General features: G+C 36.1%; 11 protein-coding genes. 7 read left to right on the top strand and 4 right to left on the bottom strand.

Annotated elements, in window-relative coordinates:
- Positions 1-88: 88 nt before the first annotated feature.
- Positions 89-358 (bottom strand): hypothetical protein, encoded by a 270-nt coding sequence (locus C8C87_RS10795; RefSeq protein ID WP_121342611.1) that lies wholly within the window; start codon positions 356-358, stop codon positions 89-91.
- Positions 359-647: 289 nt separating this feature from the next.
- Between C8C87_RS10795 and pyrF the strand changes: the two genes are divergently transcribed.
- The 4 genes from pyrF (at position 648) to C8C87_RS10775 (ending at position 4,450) form a co-directional block, all read left to right on the top strand.
- On the top strand, positions 648-1,508 hold the full coding sequence (gene pyrF, locus C8C87_RS10790; RefSeq protein WP_121342610.1) for an orotidine-5'-phosphate decarboxylase: 861 nt from the start codon (positions 648-650) through the stop codon (positions 1,506-1,508).
- Positions 1,509-1,646: 138 nt separating this feature from the next.
- Positions 1,647-2,447, top strand: a complete 801-nt coding sequence (locus tag C8C87_RS10785; protein ID WP_199716379.1) for an ABC transporter substrate-binding protein — start codon at positions 1,647-1,649, stop codon at positions 2,445-2,447.
- A gap of 251 nt (positions 2,448-2,698) precedes the next feature.
- A complete protein-coding gene (locus tag C8C87_RS10780; protein ID WP_099714677.1) occupies positions 2,699-3,484 on the top strand; it encodes an alpha/beta fold hydrolase in 786 nt (261 codons plus the stop codon).
- Between the two features lie 309 nt (positions 3,485-3,793).
- Complete coding sequence (locus C8C87_RS10775) at positions 3,794-4,450, top strand: VOC family protein (protein WP_121342609.1); 657 nt, start codon at positions 3,794-3,796, stop codon at positions 4,448-4,450.
- 108 nt (positions 4,451-4,558) lie between these two features.
- Here C8C87_RS10775 and purU read toward each other — a convergent pair whose 3' ends face one another.
- Together purU and C8C87_RS10765 are read right to left on the bottom strand one after the other, a co-directional pair.
- Positions 4,559-5,413, bottom strand: coding sequence for a formyltetrahydrofolate deformylase (gene purU, locus C8C87_RS10770; protein ID WP_121342608.1), 855 nt, complete (start codon positions 5,411-5,413; stop codon positions 4,559-4,561).
- Between the two features lie 125 nt (positions 5,414-5,538).
- Complete coding sequence (locus tag C8C87_RS10765; RefSeq protein WP_121342607.1) at positions 5,539-6,246, bottom strand: DUF4197 domain-containing protein; 708 nt, start codon at positions 6,244-6,246, stop codon at positions 5,539-5,541.
- A gap of 319 nt (positions 6,247-6,565) precedes the next feature.
- On the opposite strand from C8C87_RS10765, the gene C8C87_RS10760 reads away from it, so the two are divergent.
- Positions 6,566-10,018: a methylmalonyl-CoA mutase family protein gene (locus tag C8C87_RS10760; RefSeq protein ID WP_121342606.1), complete on the top strand. Its 3,453-nt coding sequence runs from the start codon at positions 6,566-6,568 to the stop codon at positions 10,016-10,018.
- A 76-nt stretch (positions 10,019-10,094) separates the two neighbouring features.
- On the opposite strand, the gene C8C87_RS10755 is transcribed toward C8C87_RS10760, so the two are convergent.
- A complete protein-coding gene (locus tag C8C87_RS10755; RefSeq protein WP_121342605.1) occupies positions 10,095-10,493 on the bottom strand; it encodes a FimB/Mfa2 family fimbrial subunit in 399 nt (132 codons plus the stop codon).
- A 382-nt stretch (positions 10,494-10,875) separates the two neighbouring features.
- Between C8C87_RS10755 and C8C87_RS10750 the strand changes: the two genes are divergently transcribed.
- Complete coding sequence (locus C8C87_RS10750; protein WP_121342604.1) at positions 10,876-11,742, top strand: alpha/beta hydrolase family protein; 867 nt, start codon at positions 10,876-10,878, stop codon at positions 11,740-11,742.
- Positions 11,743-12,690: 948 nt separating this feature from the next.
- On the top strand, positions 12,691-19,206 hold the full coding sequence (locus tag C8C87_RS10745; protein ID WP_121342603.1) for a T9SS type A sorting domain-containing protein: 6,516 nt from the start codon (positions 12,691-12,693) through the stop codon (positions 19,204-19,206).
- The last annotated feature ends 316 nt before the right edge of the window (positions 19,207-19,522 follow it).

Raw genomic sequence — 19,522 nt, 5'->3', positions numbered from 1 at the left:
TTCACTTTTTTTTGTGTTCTTCGGGACCTCAAAAGGGAAATAATTTTTATAAAAATAAGCTATTGAAGCCTATATTTAGTTTTAAAAACTATTTATAGGCTTCAACGATTCTATACGTTACGATGTCGTTTGTAGCCATCAATTTTATTGTTTTTAATGCTTTGGCTTCCGAAAGCGTATAACCACTTGCATAACCTGTTGGCGTGTTTACTTCCCAGAAATAGACTGTTTTATCTGTTGTTTTGCTAATTTCAACTTTTTGTTTTTTTGAAATTGTAGTTTGATCAATTTTTTCTGTGGTGTTTGCAAACAAAATTGTTGTTGCAAGTAAAGATGCTGATAAGATAAAGTTTTTCATGTTTTTTGTTTTTACAATGTTAGATTAACACTGCAAAGATGAGGTTGCTATGGATTTCATTTGTTATACAAATTTTTATTTTTCTTATATAATTAACTCTTATTGGTTTGAAAATCAATTTCTTTTAAAATAAAAATATAGTTTTAGTGCAGTCCTGACAATCTATTATACTGACAATTTTAAAAAAAGAACAGCCTTAAAATAGAGCGTATCCATTGAATTTTTAAGTTATAAAACGGCCAATGCTTTTGGGGTTTTTTTCATAAATTTGCAGCACACAATTTAAACAATGACTACACAACAACTTATTGACCAAATCAGAATCAAGAAATCATTCCTAGCAGTAGGATTAGATGTTGATTTGAATAAAATTCCACAACATTTATTAGCACTGGAAGATCCTATTTTCGAATTCAATAAAGCCATAATCGATGCAACCCATGATTTAGCGGTGGCGTATAAGCCCAATACCGCTTTTTATGAAGCTTACGGAATAAAAGGTTGGATGTCGTTGCAAAAAACAATTCATTACATCAACTCAACTTATCCGGATATTTTCACGATTGCAGATGCAAAACGTGGTGATATTGGAAATACGTCTTCGATGTATGCCAAAGCTTTTTTTGAGGATTTGAATTTTGACAGCGTTACAGTTGCTCCTTATATGGGGAAAGATTCGGTGGAGCCTTTTCTTGCTTTCGAAAATAAACATACGATTATGCTGGCTTTGACTTCCAATGAAGGTGCGTTCGATTTTCAGACTTTAAATGTGGATGGAACCCGAGGCGGAGCCGAACGGAGCGGAGCTAAAGAATTGTACAAGCAAGTGTTAGAAACCTCTAAAACGTGGAAAAACAGTGAAAACCTGATGTATGTTGTAGGTGCTACCAAAGCTGAATATTTTACTGAAATTCGTAAAATTGTTCCTGACAGTTTCTTGCTGGTTCCAGGTGTTGGCGCACAAGGCGGAAGTTTATCTGAAGTTTGTAAATACGGTATGAATGCGAATGTAGGGTTGCTTATTAATTCTTCCAGAGCGATTATTTATGCGTCAAACGGAACTGATTTTGTTGAAAAAGCAAGAGAAGAAGCGTTGAAAATGCAACAGGAAATGGCAGCAATTATTAGTTTGAAGTTTGAAAAGGTTTAAGGTTTAAAGTGAAGAATTTTAAACTGGGACTTTTTTTAAACCATTAAGAAATACGTTTAAAGCTTAATTTTCTTAATTTCTTAATGGTTAAAAAGCTGCTAATTTATGTTTTAATAATATGAACTTTAAACTTTAAACTTGAAACAAAAAAATCTAATCGATCAAATAGGAACTTCCCATTCTTTTGAAACGTCACCCAAGCGCATTATTTCACTGGTTCCTTCGCAAACGGAATTACTGTATGATTTGGGCTTAGAAGACCGAATTGTTGGGATTACCAAATTCTGTGTGCATCCGTATCATTTTAAGTCTGTTAAGAAAATAGTTGGAGGAACCAAGAAAGTGCATTATGAGAAAATCAGGTTGTTGCAACCGGATATCATCATTTGTAATAAAGAAGAAAATACGGAAGAAATCGTAGCAGAATTGCGTAAAATTTGTCTGGTTTGGGTGACGAATATCATCACGATTGATGACAATTTTCAAATGATTACCGACTTTGGTCAGCTCTTCAATTGCAGAACCGAATCACAGAAATGGAACGACAAATTGGCTTTTGCCTTGAGCGATTTTAAAAACTTCATCAAAGATAAACCGGTTAAAAAAGCAGCGTATTTCATTTGGAAAAATCCTTTTATGGTCGCTGGTTCGGATAATTTTATCAATGAATTACTGAAACTGAACCACTTTCAGAATATTTATGATAACAAATCACGTTATCCGGAAATCGAACTCAAAAAAATGCGATTGGAAGGAGATCCGGATTTGGTTTTTCTGTCTTCAGAGCCGTATCCTTTTAAGGAAGAAGATGCATTCGAAATAGGAAGACACACGCATCATGCAAAAACGGTGTTTGTTGATGGCGAAATGTTTTCTTGGTATGGAAGCAGGCTGCTAAAAGCGTTTGACTATTTTAAAAAAATGCATCAAAAATTATAATTCGCATTCCTCTAAAATTAATTCTTCTGTTGTTATGGTAGACTTAACAGTGGTCTTGTCGAAGTTGAAATTTAGTTCTGAGAGCATTTGGTATTCTCTTTTAAGCTTTTCTATTTCACTTTTCTCTTTCAATAATCCTTTCATGGGTGTAAATTTTTTGCAAATTTACGGTATACAATTATAAAACCAGCATTATTTTTTGTTAAGATTGGGATTTAAAATTAAAGTCCTATTTTTACAAAAAAAACCAAGTGATTAATTATACCATTTACGAAAATAAAAACACCGATCAGTGGGTAACTTTTGTTCATGGCGCTGGTGGGAGTTCATCTATCTGGTTTAAGCAAATACGTGATTTTAAAAAACAGTATAATGTATTGTTGCTGGATTTGCGGGGTCACGGGGAATCGAAACCTACTTTAAAGACGGCTTTCAAACAGAAATATACCTTTTCGGCTTTGGCTAATGATATTCTGGAAGTCTTAGATTTTCTTAAAATTAAAAAATCACATTTCGTTGGCATTTCTTTGGGTACCATACTCATCAGACAATTGGCTGAAATGTATCCGGAACGCGTGCAAAGCATGATTCTTGGTGGCGCAATCCTGAAAATGAATTTCCGTTCTCAAGTATTAATGCGATTGGGAAATATGTTTAAATATGTATTGCCGTATTTGGTTTTATACAAGTTTTTTGCCTTTGTCATCATGCCTAAAAAAAGTCACAAGCAATCTCGTGTTCTTTTTATCAATGAAGCTAAAAAATTATACCAGAAAGAATTTATTAAATGGTTTAAACTCACTGCCGAAATAAATCCGGTGCTGAAATGGTTCCGCCAAGTTGAATTGAATATTCCTACGCTTTATGTTATGGGTGAAGAGGATTATATGTTTTTGCCATCGGTTAGGAAAGTGGTCGAAAATCATTATAAATCGTCAAAACTCTTTGTAATAGAAAAATGTGGACATGTAGTAAATGTGGAGCAACCTAATGCTTTCAATGATGCAGTTCTTTCTTTTATAAATACCGCTAAATAAAAAAATGCCTGCATTATAAATGCAGGCAATTCTTTAACTAACCAAAACCAAAATAATAAATAACCAGTTTATTACTCTGCAAAGATCACACATAAGGAGACGTTTTGCTGTTAAGATTTTGTTATTACTTTGTTGTACATAAGTTAAGTTTTTTAACTTTATTTCCAGAGCACTTCTTTAAGTATTTTGACGCCATCTGAGGCTATAGAATTTCAGCAGGTTTAGACTATCATTAGCAATTCATAGTGATTTAGTTGCTGGGCGTTGAGGTGTATTTGTTAAAAAGATAAATTGCTTTATTTAAACACGATGAATATTCTCGAACTCGAATTATTGACGGATAGTATTACTGAAACGGAATTGTTTTATACTGACGTTATCGGATTGAAAACTATTTCGAAAACCAATTCGAGTGTGTCATTTGCCGCTGGTTATACAAAACTAACTTTCCGTTCTTCTGAGAATTTAAAACCAGTGTATCATTTTGCTTTTGATATACCCAATAATAAATTGTTGGAAGCCTTTGCTTGGATAGAAAAGAAAACTGAAATTATGGAGGTTGTTCCACCGGAAAAAATTGCCGATTTCTATAATTGGAATGCAAAGTCTTTTTATTTCTATGACAATAATGGAAATATTTTAGAATTTATTGCCCGTTTCAGCCTTGATAATACTTCAGAAAAACCATTTGATGGATTGTCAATTCTTTCTGTGAGCGAAATAGGTCTTGTCACTAAAAATGTTTCCCAGCTCAGTGATGAATTGTTTAATAAATACGGTCTTTCGGTATTTTCAAAACAACCAAAACTAGAAAAATTCATCGTTTTAGGAACAGATACTGGACTTTTTATTCTGGTGGAAGAAAATTGGGATTGGTATCCAACGCACCAAAAAGCAAAATCATTCTGGACCAAAGTAGTATTTGACAATAATGGGAAAACGAGGGGAATTGAAGTCTCAGCTTAATAAAAAAATGCTCACTTTTGGTGAGCATTTTATATATAATGGACAATATTCTTTAATTCTATAGGGTTTTGATTCCCTTTCCTTTGGAAATGGTTGTGGGCGAAAAATTTATAAAAACACCACCGTTTTATTGTCATAAACCATTGTTTTTCTCTCAGCATGCAATTTTATGGCTCTGGCTAAAACCATGCGTTCCAGATCGCGCCCTTTCATAATAAAATCTTCTATCGAATGACTGTGTGAAACTCGGGCAATATCCTGCTCGATAATCGGACCTTCATCTAATCCTTCGGTTACATAATGACTGGTGGCACCAATGATTTTTACACCGCGTTTAAAAGCAGAATGATACGGTTTTGCTCCGGGAAATGCCGGAAGAAAGGAATGATGAATATTGATAATTTGATTCTTGTATTGCGCAATCAAATTAGGTGTGATAATTTGCATGTAGCGTGCCAAAACAATGAAGTCGATATTGTATTCTTTCAGTAAATCCAACTGTTTTTGTTCGCCTTCGCTTTTAATGTCTTTCGTAAAAGGAACATAATGAAACGGAATAGAAAAACGCTCTGCCACTGCTTTCAAATCCTCATGATTGCTTATAATCAAAGGGATTTCAAGAGGTAATTCGCCAGCGCTGTAGCGTCCTAAAATATCATACAAACAGTGATCGTATTTAGAAACAAACAAAGCCATTCTTGGTTTTTCGTTTTGGGTATACATTTCCCACGACATATTAAAAGGAGCAGCTAACTTAGCTTGAAAATCAGTTTTAATGGCTTCAATATTCCAATTTTTGGCACTGAATTCACATTCTAAACGCATGAAAAATACATTTTCATCAGCATCGACATGTTGATCTAAATAAATAATATTACCATCAATGGAGGAAATATAATTCGTAACGGAAGCAATAATTGCTTTTTGATCTTCGCAATGGATTAGGATTGTAATTTTCTGCATTAGGGTTCTGTTTTCAGCTTTGTTCTTAGTAATGAATAGTATTTTTCAAAACTAAACGTATTTGTTTTTATAAAAAAGTTGGATTTGGCTGTTTTATGTTTGAAAAAAAACAGCCAAATTTCAATCTATTTGTTATCCTGCAAGGCAAAAACCTTTTGCAATAAAACAGAAGTTCTGGAACTCAAATTCGTTCTGATGTTTTTTTCTTCAACAGCAACCATTTTGAAAACGCCATTCAACGCTTGGTTCGTAACATAATCCGTCAAATCAGGATTCACTTTATTTACAAGAGGAATGCTGTTGTATTTAGTAATAATGTTGGCCCATACTTTATCGGCACCAACTTTGGTAAACGAACTTTTAATCACCGGATTAAATTTTCCGTACAACGCTGTCGAAGTACTGTTTTGCAAATAAGTGGTAGCCGAACTTTCATTTCCCATCAAAATTGTTTTGGCATCCATAAAAGTCATGTTTCTAACGGCATCAACAAATATTGGAGTCGCTTCTTTCACCGCGTCTTCGGCAGCACGATTCAATACTTTCAAACCTTCGTCAGCCAAAGAACTCAATCCAATTCTTCTCAAACCAGTATCTACTTTTCTCAATTCTTCCGGCAATAAAATTTTCACGGCTTCATTTCTGTAAAAACCATCGGTAGCAGTCAGTTTTGTTACCTGTTTCGAAATCCCATTGTTCAATGCTTCCTTCAATCCACCGGCAATATCAACGCCGCCAATTCCTTGCGTTTGTGGAAATTGATTCATCACCTGTTGCATTTCGGCACAACTCGAAAGCGAAACCGCCATCATAACCATTAAAATTTTCTTCATCGTAATTAGAGTATTAGTTTACTTCGTCTGTTTGCCATTTGGCTTTTGTAAAAATACTACTTATTCAAAAACAAAGCCAACTATTCTTTAGGAGCACAAATTTTAGTTTTATTAATCAGGATTTGTCCCGCTTTCCGCTGTATTCCCGATAAATAAAAACTACGGCTGATAAAAGCCTTGTTTTTCTAAATCGGGAGATGTCGCTTCAATCGGGGCTAAATAACAAAATTCTGTGTTATTTATTAACAACGAGCCACAACATCAAATAATTTTTAAAATAAAATCGTAAATTGCAGGCTTAAATTATCATATTCATAAAATGGAACAACAAAAACCATATATCCCTAACAATAAAGTAAGAATTGTTACCGCAGCAGCTCTTTTTGACGGTCACGATGCCGCAATCAACATTATGCGTAGGATTATTCAGTCTACAGGTGTTGAGGTAATCCATTTGGGCCATGACCGTAGTGTGGAAGAAGTTGTCAATACAGCGATTCAAGAAGATGCCAATGCGATTGCAATAACTTCCTACCAAGGAGGGCATAACGAATATTTCAAATACATGTATGACTTGCTTCAGGAAAAAGGAGCAGGGCAAATCAAGATATTTGGCGGTGGCGGAGGTGTAATTCTGCCTTCTGAAATTGCCGAGTTACAAGCGTACGGAATTACGAGAATTTATTCTCCTGATGACGGACGTGCTTTGGGTTTACAAGGAATGATAAATGATTTAGTACAACGTGCAGATTATGCTATTGGAGATCAACTAAGTGATGAAATCAATCATTTAGAAGAAAAAAATCCAAAAGCAATTGCCAGAATTATTTCATCAGCAGAGAATTTCCCTGATGTTGCGGCCAAAACTTTGGAAGCCATCCAAAAAAAGAATGAGAATTGCACGATTCCGGTTCTTGGGATTACAGGAACGGGTGGAGCAGGAAAATCATCGTTGGTAGATGAATTGGTGCGTCGTTTTCTAATCGATTTCCCGGAAAAAACAATTGGATTAATATCTGTTGATCCATCAAAACGTAAAACAGGCGGTGCATTACTTGGAGATAGAATCCGAATGAATGCTATCAATAGTCCTAGAGTTTACATGCGTTCATTGGCCACACGTCAATCGAATTTGGCTTTGTCTAAATATGTTGCCGATGCGATTCAAGTGATTAAAGCGGCAAATTATGATATCATCATCTTGGAAACTTCTGGAATCGGGCAATCTGATACGGAAATCATGGACCACTCTGATGTGTCTTTATATGTTATGACACCTGAATTTGGTGCTGCAACCCAATTGGAAAAAATCGACATGCTTGATTTTGCTGATTTGGTAGCAATAAACAAATTCGACAAACGCGGTTCTCTGGATGCATTGAGAGACGTGAAAAAACAATACCAGCGCAACCATAATCTTTGGGATGCTGATTTAGATACACTTCCAGTTTTCGGGACAATTGCTTCGCAGTTTAACGACCCGGGAATGAATACGCTGTACAAAGCGATTATGGATAAAATCCATGAGAAAACGAATTCTGATTTGAAATCAACGTTCCAAATCACTCGTGAAATGAGTGAGAAGATTTTCGTTATTCCACCACACAGAACCCGTTATTTGTCTGAAATTGCCGAAAGTAACAGAAAATATGATGTTACGGCGGTTAGTCAGGAGCAAGTTGCCCAGAAATTATACGGAATTTTCAAAACGATTGAAACAGTTGCCAAGAAAATACCTGAAATAAACAAAGCAGGAATTAATGACGATTCGGTTTTACCAACTGCTTTGGAATCTGAAAAACCAGGCGCCGCTGAGGACAAAATCTTTTTAAACCTTTTGCTGAATCAATTTGATAAAGTAAAAATGGATTTGGATCCGTACAATTGGGAAATCATTTTGACTTGGAGCGAAAAAGTAAACAAGTACAAGAATCCAGTTTATACGTTCAAAGTTCGTGACAGGGAAATAAAAATGGCTACGCATACGGAGTCACTTTCGCATTCTCAAATTCCGAAAATAGCTTTGCCAAAGTATCAAGCTTGGGGCGATATTTTACGTTGGTGTTTGCAGGAAAATGTTCCTGGAGAATTCCCTTTTACTGCTGGATTGTATCCTTTCAAACGCGAAGGAGAAGATCCTTCCCGAATGTTTGCAGGAGAAGGCGGACCGGAAAGAACCAACAAACGTTTTCATTATGTGAGTGCAGGATTACCGGCAAAACGATTATCAACTGCTTTTGACAGCGTAACTTTATACGGAAACGATCCACATGTACGTCCTGATATTTATGGAAAAATAGGTAATGCCGGAGTTTCTATTTGTTGTTTGGATGATGCCAAAAAATTATATTCCGGTTTCGATTTGGTTCACGCCATGACTTCGGTGAGTATGACTATCAATGGTCCAGCGCCTATGTTGTTAGGCTTTTTTATGAATGCTGCCATTGACCAGCAATGTGAGTTTTATATCAAAGAAAATAATCTTGAAAAAGAAGTTGAAGCAAAAATAAAAAATATATACGCAGCTAAAGGAGTCGAAAGACCACATTATCAAGGTGATTTACCTGAAGGAAATAACGGTTTAGGGTTGATGCTTTTGGGCGTAACCGGAGATGAGGTTTTACCTTTGGAAGTGTATAACGACATAAAAGCAAGAACGTTGTCTCAAGTTCGTGGAACGGTTCAAGCTGATATTTTAAAAGAAGACCAAGCACAAAATACGTGTATTTTCTCTACTGAATTTGCATTGAGATTGATGGGTGACGTACAGGAATATTTCATTACCAAGAATGTTAGAAACTTCTATTCGGTTTCTATTTCAGGCTATCACATTGCCGAAGCGGGTGCAAATCCTATCACGCAATTGGCTTTTACACTTTCTAATGGCTTCACGTATGTAGAATATTATTTGAGTCGTGGCATGAACATCAACGATTTCGGACCAAACTTATCGTTCTTTTTCTCGAATGGAGTAGATCCTGAATATGCAGTTATTGGTCGTGTGGCACGTAAAATTTGGGCGAAAGCCATGAAAAACAAATACGGAGCTAACGAGCGAGCGCAAATGTTGAAATACCACATTCAAACGTCAGGTCGTTCTTTACACGCTCAGGAAATAGATTTCAATGATATTCGTACCACTTTGCAAGCGTTATATGCCATTTATGACAACTGTAATTCATTGCATACCAATGCTTATGATGAAGCAATTACCACGCCTACGGAAGAATCAGTGCGTCGTGCAATGGCAATTCAGTTGATTATCAACAAAGAATTAGGTCTGGCCAAAAATGAAAATCCAATTCAAGGTGCTTTTATTATCGAAGAATTGACAGATTTAGTGGAAGCTGCGGTTTTACAGGAATTCGACCGAATTACTGAACGTGGCGGAGTGCTTGGTGCTATGGAAACGATGTACCAAAGAAGTAAAATTCAAGAAGAAAGTTTGTATTATGAAACTTTGAAACATACCGGTGAATTTCCAATTATTGGAGTGAATACGTTCTTGAGTTCTAAAGGTTCTCCAACAGTGATTCCAGCTGAAGTAATTCGTGCTACGGAAGAAGAAAAACAATACCAAATTGATATGTTGAACCATTTACACCAATCCAATCAGGATTTAGTGAATACACATTTAAATACGCTTCAGGAAGCTGCCATTAAAAACGAAAACTTATTCGAACATTTGATGGAAGCAACGAAGGTTTGTTCTTTGGGACAAATTACTTCGGCTTTGTTTGAAGTAGGCGGGCAATATAGAAGAAATATGTAACATGTAATTCATATTTATAATCAAATAAAAAGGCTGTCCCAAAAGACAGCCTTTATTAATAATATTCGGCAGGACACTAATTGATAGTTGCCAAATTTCTATTTTTCATCGTTGGTTTGTAAACTTCCGAGATTGCTTTTGTTGTTAAAAATGTTTTTTGTTCCGAGATGATAATTTCGTGTTTTACTTTTTTCAGGTTGTTTTCGACAACCAAATAATACGTTCCCACGGGAAATTCGTCTAAATTATAGGTCTTTGAGATTCCTTTTTCACCTTTTGCTTTTTCGGTGTAGATTAAATTATTCTGATCATCATAAATAGATACATTAGCTTGTTTAATTTGGTTTAGAGTAAAGCTAATTTCATTTCCTTTTCCTTTTTTTACGTTAAGTAAAAAATTGTCGTCAATTGCATACGTACTCATACTAGTCATTGTTACTATCAACAATAAACTCAATTTTAAAATGTTTTTCATAATTCTAGTTTTTAAATTAATAGTTAAAATTTCTATTGTAAAATTAGGGTAAGATTCGTTTACGGAATAGAACTATATTTTCTAATTTAGGTGCTATTTTATCATCATAATGCCGATTATGGTTAAAATCCAATAACTTATAAATTCATTTATGTTAAAAAAGTATATATTGTTTAATTTCGAAATAAAAAAAGTAAGAGGTTTTTGTTTAATGTGGAGTTAATTATTTATTGAATTGTTTTTACAAAAACACATCAATATTGAATTAAGCTGTTCTAAATGAATCAATTGTTTTTGTAAAGTGTATTCGATTTTTAAACGATAAAACAAGTTTTTCTGGAAAAGTGTATATTTACTTTTCAATCACCAAAAAAACTATCAAATGAAGAAACTTCAGATTCTATTTTTATTTTTCCTTCTTGGACACACTGCATCATCTTATGGTGCAAAAGCCGATACGTTGCAAATCCCGAGTTCAGCTATGAATAAAACCTATAAAGCTGCGGTAGTATTGCCCAGTTCTTATACTAAAAGCAAGGTTAACTATCCTGTTCTTTATCTGTTGCACGGTGCTTATGGTCATTTTAATGATTGGTTGTCTAAAACCCCGGATAAGAATTTATTGCACAATTTAGCAGATCAGTATAATATCATAATTGTAATGCCGGAAGGAGAAACTTTCAGTTTTTATCTTGATAGTCCTGTTAATAAAGGAAGTCAGTTTGAAACATATATCACAAAAGAAGTAATTCAGAAAGTAGATAATACCTATCGAACAATAAATGACAGAAAAGGACGTGTAATTACAGGACTTTCTATGGGAGGTCATGGGGCATTGTATCTTTCGACAAAACACCCGGAACTATTTTGTGCCGCAGGAAGTATGAGTGGAGCCGTTGATATGGGGAGTATGATTAATCCAGAATCTAAGGAAAGAGTGACTAAATTAATGGAACCTGTTTTTGGAATTGAAGGAGTACCACAGGAAGTGTATGCCTCAAATGCTGTTTTAAATATGGTTGATAAAATAAAAAGTAACAAACTGGAATTGATTATAGATTGCGGAGTAGATGATTTTTTGATAGAATCTAACAGGGAATTACACCGAAGACTCGTTTATAATAAAGTTTCTCATGATTATACGGAACGTCCAGGAGCTCACACTTGGGAATATTGGGAAAATGCATTGCCTTCTCATGTGTTATTTTTTAGCAAAATTTTAAGAAACAACACTGTTGCCGTGAAATAGGAATTAGAATTGGATTATAATTTTTAACACAAAAGACCTTTCAGCAATGAAGGGTCTTTTTTTTGACGTTTTTTAGACTGCTATATTGTTTTCATGAATAAAAAGCAATGTTTTTAAACCCTCCTGAGGTTTTTTTAATCTTAAAAAAGGATTCATTTTCAGTATTTTAAGAGAAATAATTTTTTAAATAAATGATGGATAAAGAATCGATACTACTAATTCATATGTTAAAGGATATTACTGTTTTTTAACATTGTTTTTTTATTAACAAAATTTAAATAATATATTACCTAATTAATTGATTGTCAATAAGTTAACAGGTTTTTAAGTATTAATATTTTGCAGCTGTAAACCTTTTCTTAGCGAATAGTGTCTCTTGTCGGGAATAACAGAATTTTATCTTGTTTAGAGTTTTTTTGTTTTCTTTTTTTGATGTTATAGCTAACTTTGATTCAACAAAAGTTAATTATTTAAGTTTTTTTATAACGTAACTATTTGGTTATCAGATGTATTTTTACTCTTTGCAATAAAGTGGACTTTTTTAGATGGAGTGCTTCATAAAATTGTTTTTTGAAGATATTTCGTTTGATGCAAGTTTTTCCTTTGAGTTAAAAATCTTTTGTTTGAACCAGTTATTAATTTCAATACTGATTGTTTTAGATTAAAGTTTAAAGATTGCTTTGTAAAGCAATTGTCTGGTAGATAAAAGAATTTAGTTATTGTTCCCCACAATAAAAATCTTTTGAATGATGGATTACTTCATGAATGAGTTTATGAAGGTTGATTTGTAGCTCAGTAATTTTTAGCCTCAGTCTGTAACTTCCTTTTTTTCTAATTTATGGTATTAAACTACACTCTATCTATGGAACAGGACCTTTTCAACTCTTCGAAAACCCCACTTCTACATGTGCTTTCTTATTAATAATATGGTCTTAAAACCAAATTATTATGAAAAAATTTATATTTTCTACGATAAAAAGTGTACAAGATTATTGTTGCACTTTTTCCTGGCGCTTCAACGCAGGTTTTTCGAGCTTTTTTTGGACGAGTGCGTTTGCTAAAAAGCTCTTTTTTTATGCCTCTTTACTGCTTTTAGTGTTTGGCCAAGCTCCTATTTATGGTCAACTTGTTGGAGGTGCTGCTGTCAAAGCCAATTTTGGTATTGAAGCTGATGCTTATGCCAACCTGTTGCAGTTTGGGAGTCTTCCCAATCAGGCTGGTACAGATGACTGGTTTAATACTACCTACCCAGGCAGTGGCAAAGGAGTCATAGATGTAACTGGTGCTGCTGCATTGAGGACTTCTATTCTGGCTAACAATAATTATTCCTTTACAAAAGGGCAGTCAGTAACGACTCCTGCTCCAGGTTTTCCATATCCTATTGTTGATGGGTTTTTATGGATAGATTCTGTATATGGCAGGGATACTAATTCTGCTCAAGGGAATAGTGATTCGAGTATTTTTGCCGGTACAGCAGATAAAAATGCTGATAATCCAATTACTTGGAGTCTGGGAGCTGGAAGTATTCCTCAAAAAGATGATATCATCGATGTAATGGCACATTTACGAGGAACAAATCCGCATGATCCCTCTACAAATCCAGGTTTTCCTGTAGACGACAGACCTTTTGATGTACTTTGGGCTTATGCCGCTGCAACATTGCGATCTACTGATGGTAGCAAGCATATTGATTTTGAATTCTTCCGAACTTTAGTTAGCTATTCTCCAGGAGATTTAGTTTTTGGGAATACAGGCAACGATGGAGGTCGTACAGCATTTACTTTTAATGCTGACGGAAGTGTTAATGTTCCTGGAACTATAATCGTTTCGATTGATTATGAAGGAGGAGGATCTAAACCTGAAGTTAGAATCAGAGTATGGATGGATGAAACTGTTTTTAATACATATAATAATTCAGCGGCCTTAAGACCATTTAGCGTAGTTCCCGGAACTTTTGAAAAAGGGGAGCAAAGCGGTAATTTTGGTTATGGGCGTATTGTTTCCAATGACCCAGCCGATGTTGAAAATATTTTTGGAAGGGTAAATGCTGAAGATACTACTTTAGGTCCGCCTTGGGGAACTATTGAAGGTCCAAACGCAGCATTTTTTGATCACTACCAAATCCTTCAACATGTAGAAATTGGTATTAATCTTACTGCTTTTGGTTTGGACAGAAAAGGACAAGGTTCTGGGCCATGTGCCAATGTATTGGGAAGTTTATTGGTTAAGACCCGTAGTTCCGCAGGTGGACAGTCTGATTCTTTTACCAGTGAGCAAAAAGATTTTGCAGGACCATTCCCATTTGGTGATACAGTAACTCCAACGGTAGCTGCTAATGTTAATCAAGTGATTACTTGTATTAATACCAATGCCACTATTACTGCTACAGGCATAGCCCCAACGGGAGCAACTATAGAATGGTATAATCCTTCTAATGTACTTATTCCAGGCGATAATCCACTGGATCCTGACAGAGTGGTAACAGACTCTGGTACCTATACTGTCAAAGTCTATGCGCCAGGTTTTACAGGGTGCTTTGCTCAAGCGACAGTGGTTGTAGAAAAAAACAATACACCGCCAATAGCGGTAGCAGGACCTGATTTCACTAAAAACTGTATATCAAATCCTGATGGCGGTTCTATTGGAGAAGCAGCTGAAGCCGGATTTACTTATTCTTGGACTTCATCTCCAGCCGGATTTACTTCGACTGCCGCAAATCCAACAGTTAATCCAAGTGTAACTACTACGTATACCGTTACTAAAACGAATACGGCTAATGGTTGTAGCGATACTGATGAAGTGACTGTAACGGTGAATAAACCAACGGTAGTTGCGAATGCAGGATCTGATTTTACTAAAAATTGCTTGATTAACATTTCAGGCGGCTCTATTGGAGAAGTTGCAGAAGCCGGATTTACTTATTCCTGGACTTCATCTCCAGCCGGATTTACTTCGACTGCTGCAAATCCAACAGTTAATCCAAGTGTAACTACTACTTATACCGTTACCAAAACGCATACAGCTTCTGGTTGCAGCGATACTGATGAGGTTACTGTAACGGTGAATAAACCAACAGTAGTTGCGGTAGCAGGACCTGATTTTACTAAAACCTGTATATCAAATCCTGATGGCGGTTCTATTGGAGAAGTTGCAGAAGCTGGATTTACTTATTCTTGGACTTCATCTCCAGCCGGATTTACTTCGACTGCTGCAAATCCAACAGTTAATCCAAGTGTAACTACTACGTATACCGTTACCAAAACGCATACTGCTTCTGGTTGTAGCGATACTGATGAGGTGACTGTAACTGTGAATAAACCAACAGTAGTTGCTAATGCAGGATCTGATTTTACTAAAAATTGCTTGATTAATATATCAGGTGGTTCTATTGGAGAAGTAGCAGAAGCTGGATTTACTTATTCTTGGACTTCATCTCCAGCCGGATTTACTTCGACTGCTGCAAATCCAACAGTTAATCCAAGTGTGACTACTACTTATACCGTTACCAAAACGCATACAGCTTCAGGTTGTAGCGATACTGATGAGGTTACTGTAACAGTTAATCAACCAACAGTAGTTGCGGTAGCAGGATCTGATTTCACTAAAACCTGTACATTAAACCCTGATGGCGGTTCTATTGGTGAAGTGGCTCAAGCCGGATTTACTTATTCTTGGATTTCATCTCCAGCCGGATTTACTTCGACTGCTGCAAATCCAACAGTTAATCCAAGTGTAACTACTACGTATACCGTTACCAAAACGCATACCGCTTCTGGTTGTAGCGATACCGATGAGGTTACTGTAACGGTGAATAAACCAACGATAGTGGTAAATGCAGGATCTGATTTCACTAAAAATTGCTTGATTAATATATCAGGTGGTTCTATTGGAGAAGTTGCAGAAGCCGGATTTACTTATTCTTGGACTTCATCTCCAGCTGGATTTACTTCGACTGCTGCAAATCCATTTGTTAATCCAAGTGTGACTACTACGTATACAGTTACTAAAACACAGACAGCTTCTGGTTGCAGCGATACCGATGAGGTTACTGTAACGGTTAATCAACCAACAGTAGTTGCGGTAGCAGGATCTGATTTCACTAAAACCTGTATATCAAATCCTGATGGCGGTTCTATTGGAGAAGCTGCTCAAGCTGGATTTACTTATTCTTGGACATCATCTCCAGCCGGATTTACTTCGACTGCTGCAAATCCAACAGTTAATCCTAGTGTGACTACTACTTATACTGTTACTAAAACGCATACCGCTTCTGGTTGTAGCGATACTGATGATGTGACTGTAACGGTGAATAAACCAACAGTAGTTGCGGTAGCAGGACCTGATTTCACTAAAACCTGTATATCAAATCCTGATGGCGGTTCTATTGGAGAAGCTGCTCAAGCTGGATTTACTTATTCTTGGACATCATCTCCAGCCGGATTTACTTCGACTGCTGCAAATCCAACAGTTAATCCAAGTGTGACTACTACGTATACTGTTACCAAAACGCATACCGCTTCTGGCTGTAGCGATACCGATGAGGTTACTGTAACAGTTAATAAACCAACAGTAGTTGCTAATGCAGGATCTGATTTCACTAAAAATTGCTTGATTAATATATCAGGTGGTTCTATTGGAGAAGTTGCAGAAGCCGGATTTACTTATTCTTGGACTTCATCTCCAGCCGGATTTACTTCGACTGCTGCAAATCCAACAGTTAATCCAAGTGTGACTACTACGTATACCGTAACTAAAACGCATACCGCTTCTGGTTGTAGCGATACCGATGAGGTTACTGTTACGGTTAATAAACCAACAGTAGTTGCGGTAGCAGGACTTGATTTTACTAAAACCTGTATATCAAATCCTGATGGCGGTTCTATTGGAGAAGCAGCAGAAGCCGGATTTACTTATTCTTGGATTTCATCTCCAGCCGGATTTACTTCGACTGCAGCAAATCCAACAGTTAATCCAAGTGTAACTACTACGTATACCGTAACTAAAACGCATACCGCTTCTGGTTGTAGCGATACCGATGAGGTTACTGTAACGGTGAATAAACCAACGATAGTTGCTAATGCAGGATCTGATTTCACTAAAAATTGCTTGATTAATATATCAGGTGGTTCTATTGGAGAAGCAGCTGAAGCCGGATTTACTTATTCTTGGACATCATCTCCAGCCGGATTTACTTCGACTGCTGCAAATCCATTTGTTAATCCAAGTGTGACTACTACGTATACAGTTACTAAAACACAGACAGCTTCTGGTTGCAGCGATACTGATGAGGTTACTGTAACGGTTAATCAACCAACAGTAGTTGCGGTAGCAGGATCTGATTTCACTAAAACCTGTATATCAAATCCTGATGGCGGTTCTATTGGAGAAGTGGCTCAAGCTGGATTTACTTATTCTTGGACATCATCTCCAGCCGGATTTACTTCGACTGCTGCAAATCCAACAGTTAATCCAAGTGTGACTACTACTTATACTGTTACTAAAACGCATACCGCTTCTGGTTGTAGCGATACTGATGAAGTGACTGTAACGGTGAATAAACCAACAGTAGTTGCTAATGCAGGATCTGATTTCACTAAAAATTGCTTGATTAACATATCAGGTGGTTCTATTGGAGAAGTGGCAGAAGCCGGATTTACTTATTCCTGGACATCATCTCCAGCCGGATTTACTTCGACTGCTGCAAATCCATTTGTTAATCCAAGTGTGACTACTACGTATACCGTTACCAAAACGCACACAGCTTCTGGTTGTAGCGATACTGATGAGGTTACTGTAACGGTGAATAAACCAACAGTAGTTGCGGTAGCAGGACCTGATTTTACTAAAACCTGTATATCAAATCCTGATGGCGGTTCTATTGGAGAAGCAGCTGAAGCCGGATTTACTTATTCTTGGACTTCATCTCCAGCCGGATTTACTTCGACTGCTGCAAATCCAACAGTTAATCCAAGTGTGACTACTACTTATACTGTTACTAAAACGCATACCGCTTCTGGTTGTAGCGATACTGATGAAGTGACTGTAACGGTGAATAAACCAACAGTAGTTGCTAATGCAGGATCTGATTTTACTAAAAATTGCTTGATTAATATATCAGGTGGTTCTATTGGAGAAGTTGCAGAAGCCGGATTTACTTATTCTTGGACTTCATCTCCAGCCGGATTTACTTCGACTGCTGCAAATCCATTCGTTAATCCAAGTGTGACTACTACTTATACCGTAACTAAAACGCATACCGCTTCTGGTTGTAGTGATACTGATGAGGTTATTGTAACAGTTAATCAACCAACAGTAGTTGCGGTAGCAGGACCTGATTTCACTAAAACCTGTATATCAAATCCTGATGGCGGTTCTATTGGAGAAGTAGCAGAAGCTGGATTTACTTATTCTTGGATTTCATCTCCAGCCGGATTTACTTCGACTGCTGCAAATCCATTCGTTAATCCAAGTGTGACTACTACGTATACCGTTACTAAAACACATACCGCTTCTGGTTGTAGTGATAGTGATGAGGTGACTGTAACGGTTAATATAGCACTACCAAATGCAGTTGCAGGTGACGATGTTCTGATATTATGTAGTGAAACTACTGTACTATTATCAGGAACTTCAACTACTCAAAATGCAATCTACTCTTGGGTTGCCAGTAATGGTGGTAACATTGTCTCTGGGGCAGATACAGCTACACCAACTGTGAATGCAGCTGGAACGTACACATTAACTGTTACAGATCCAATAAATGGATGTACTGCTTCTGATTTAGTTCTCGTTACTAATCAAATTTGTATCGTTGAAGGTTGTACATTAGGATACTGGAAAAACCATACTGATAGATGGTGTTCAAGCTATACTCCTACAATGTTGTTCGGCGATGTGTTTGTAAATGCACCGTCCAATCTTGCTAATTTAACTTTATTGCAAGCGCTTAATTTAGGTGGTGGAGGTATTTTTAATTTAGCTCGTCAAGGAGTAGCCGCTTTATTGAATGCTTGCAGCGATGAAGTTGATTATCCTGCACCATATTCTGATAGTCCACAATCGGTAATAGATGCCGTTAATGCAGCCTATTCATCAGGAGGAAATGCACCTGGAAAATTAGCCACTCAATTGGATATTCTTAATAATTCAGGATGTCCATTAGGAGGAACTCCTGCTACAAAAGAAGGAGATGGTTTGGGCGATAAAGCAGGTTTTGAAGCCTATCCAGTTCCTTTCAAAGATCAACTTACCATTAGATATAATTTTGATTATGTATCTGATGTGAAAATCGATGTACTTAATTCACAAGGAGTTTCAATACTTTCAAAAATGGATAATAATAGTTACATGAACAAAGAAGTTACACTAAATCTTAATTCTTATGTAGATAGATCAGAAGTGTATGTTGTAAAAGTAACAACCAATAGAGGAAGTAGTGTGAAAAAAATAATTTCTTCAAAATAGGTTATGAATAATCATCTGATCCTATAAAATATTGAGAAGGATTAGAGTATGAAATTAAACCTCGAAAGTTTTGCTTTCGAGGTTTTTTTATTTATAACTAATTGATTAACAGTGTTTTGAATAAAAAATAATTTGTTTTAAAACATACTATTTTTCTGAATCAATAGGTTTTTTATCGAATATATTTGCTCTTTATCAGATTTGCTTTTGGCTTTTTAATAGGGCTTTAATGCATTGATTAACTTTGATATAGCAAAAAAATAATTCATTTTTTCGAGCTGTTTTCCAAAATAGTTTACTGGTAAAAAAGGATTTT

Origin of the sequence: Flavobacterium sp. 120, assembly GCF_003633605.1 — a bacterium.
GTDB classification, from domain to species: domain Bacteria; phylum Bacteroidota; class Bacteroidia; order Flavobacteriales; family Flavobacteriaceae; genus Flavobacterium; species Flavobacterium algoritolerans.
Note: the sequence above shows the minus strand (reverse complement) of the source record. Positions and strands in the feature narration are given on the sequence as shown.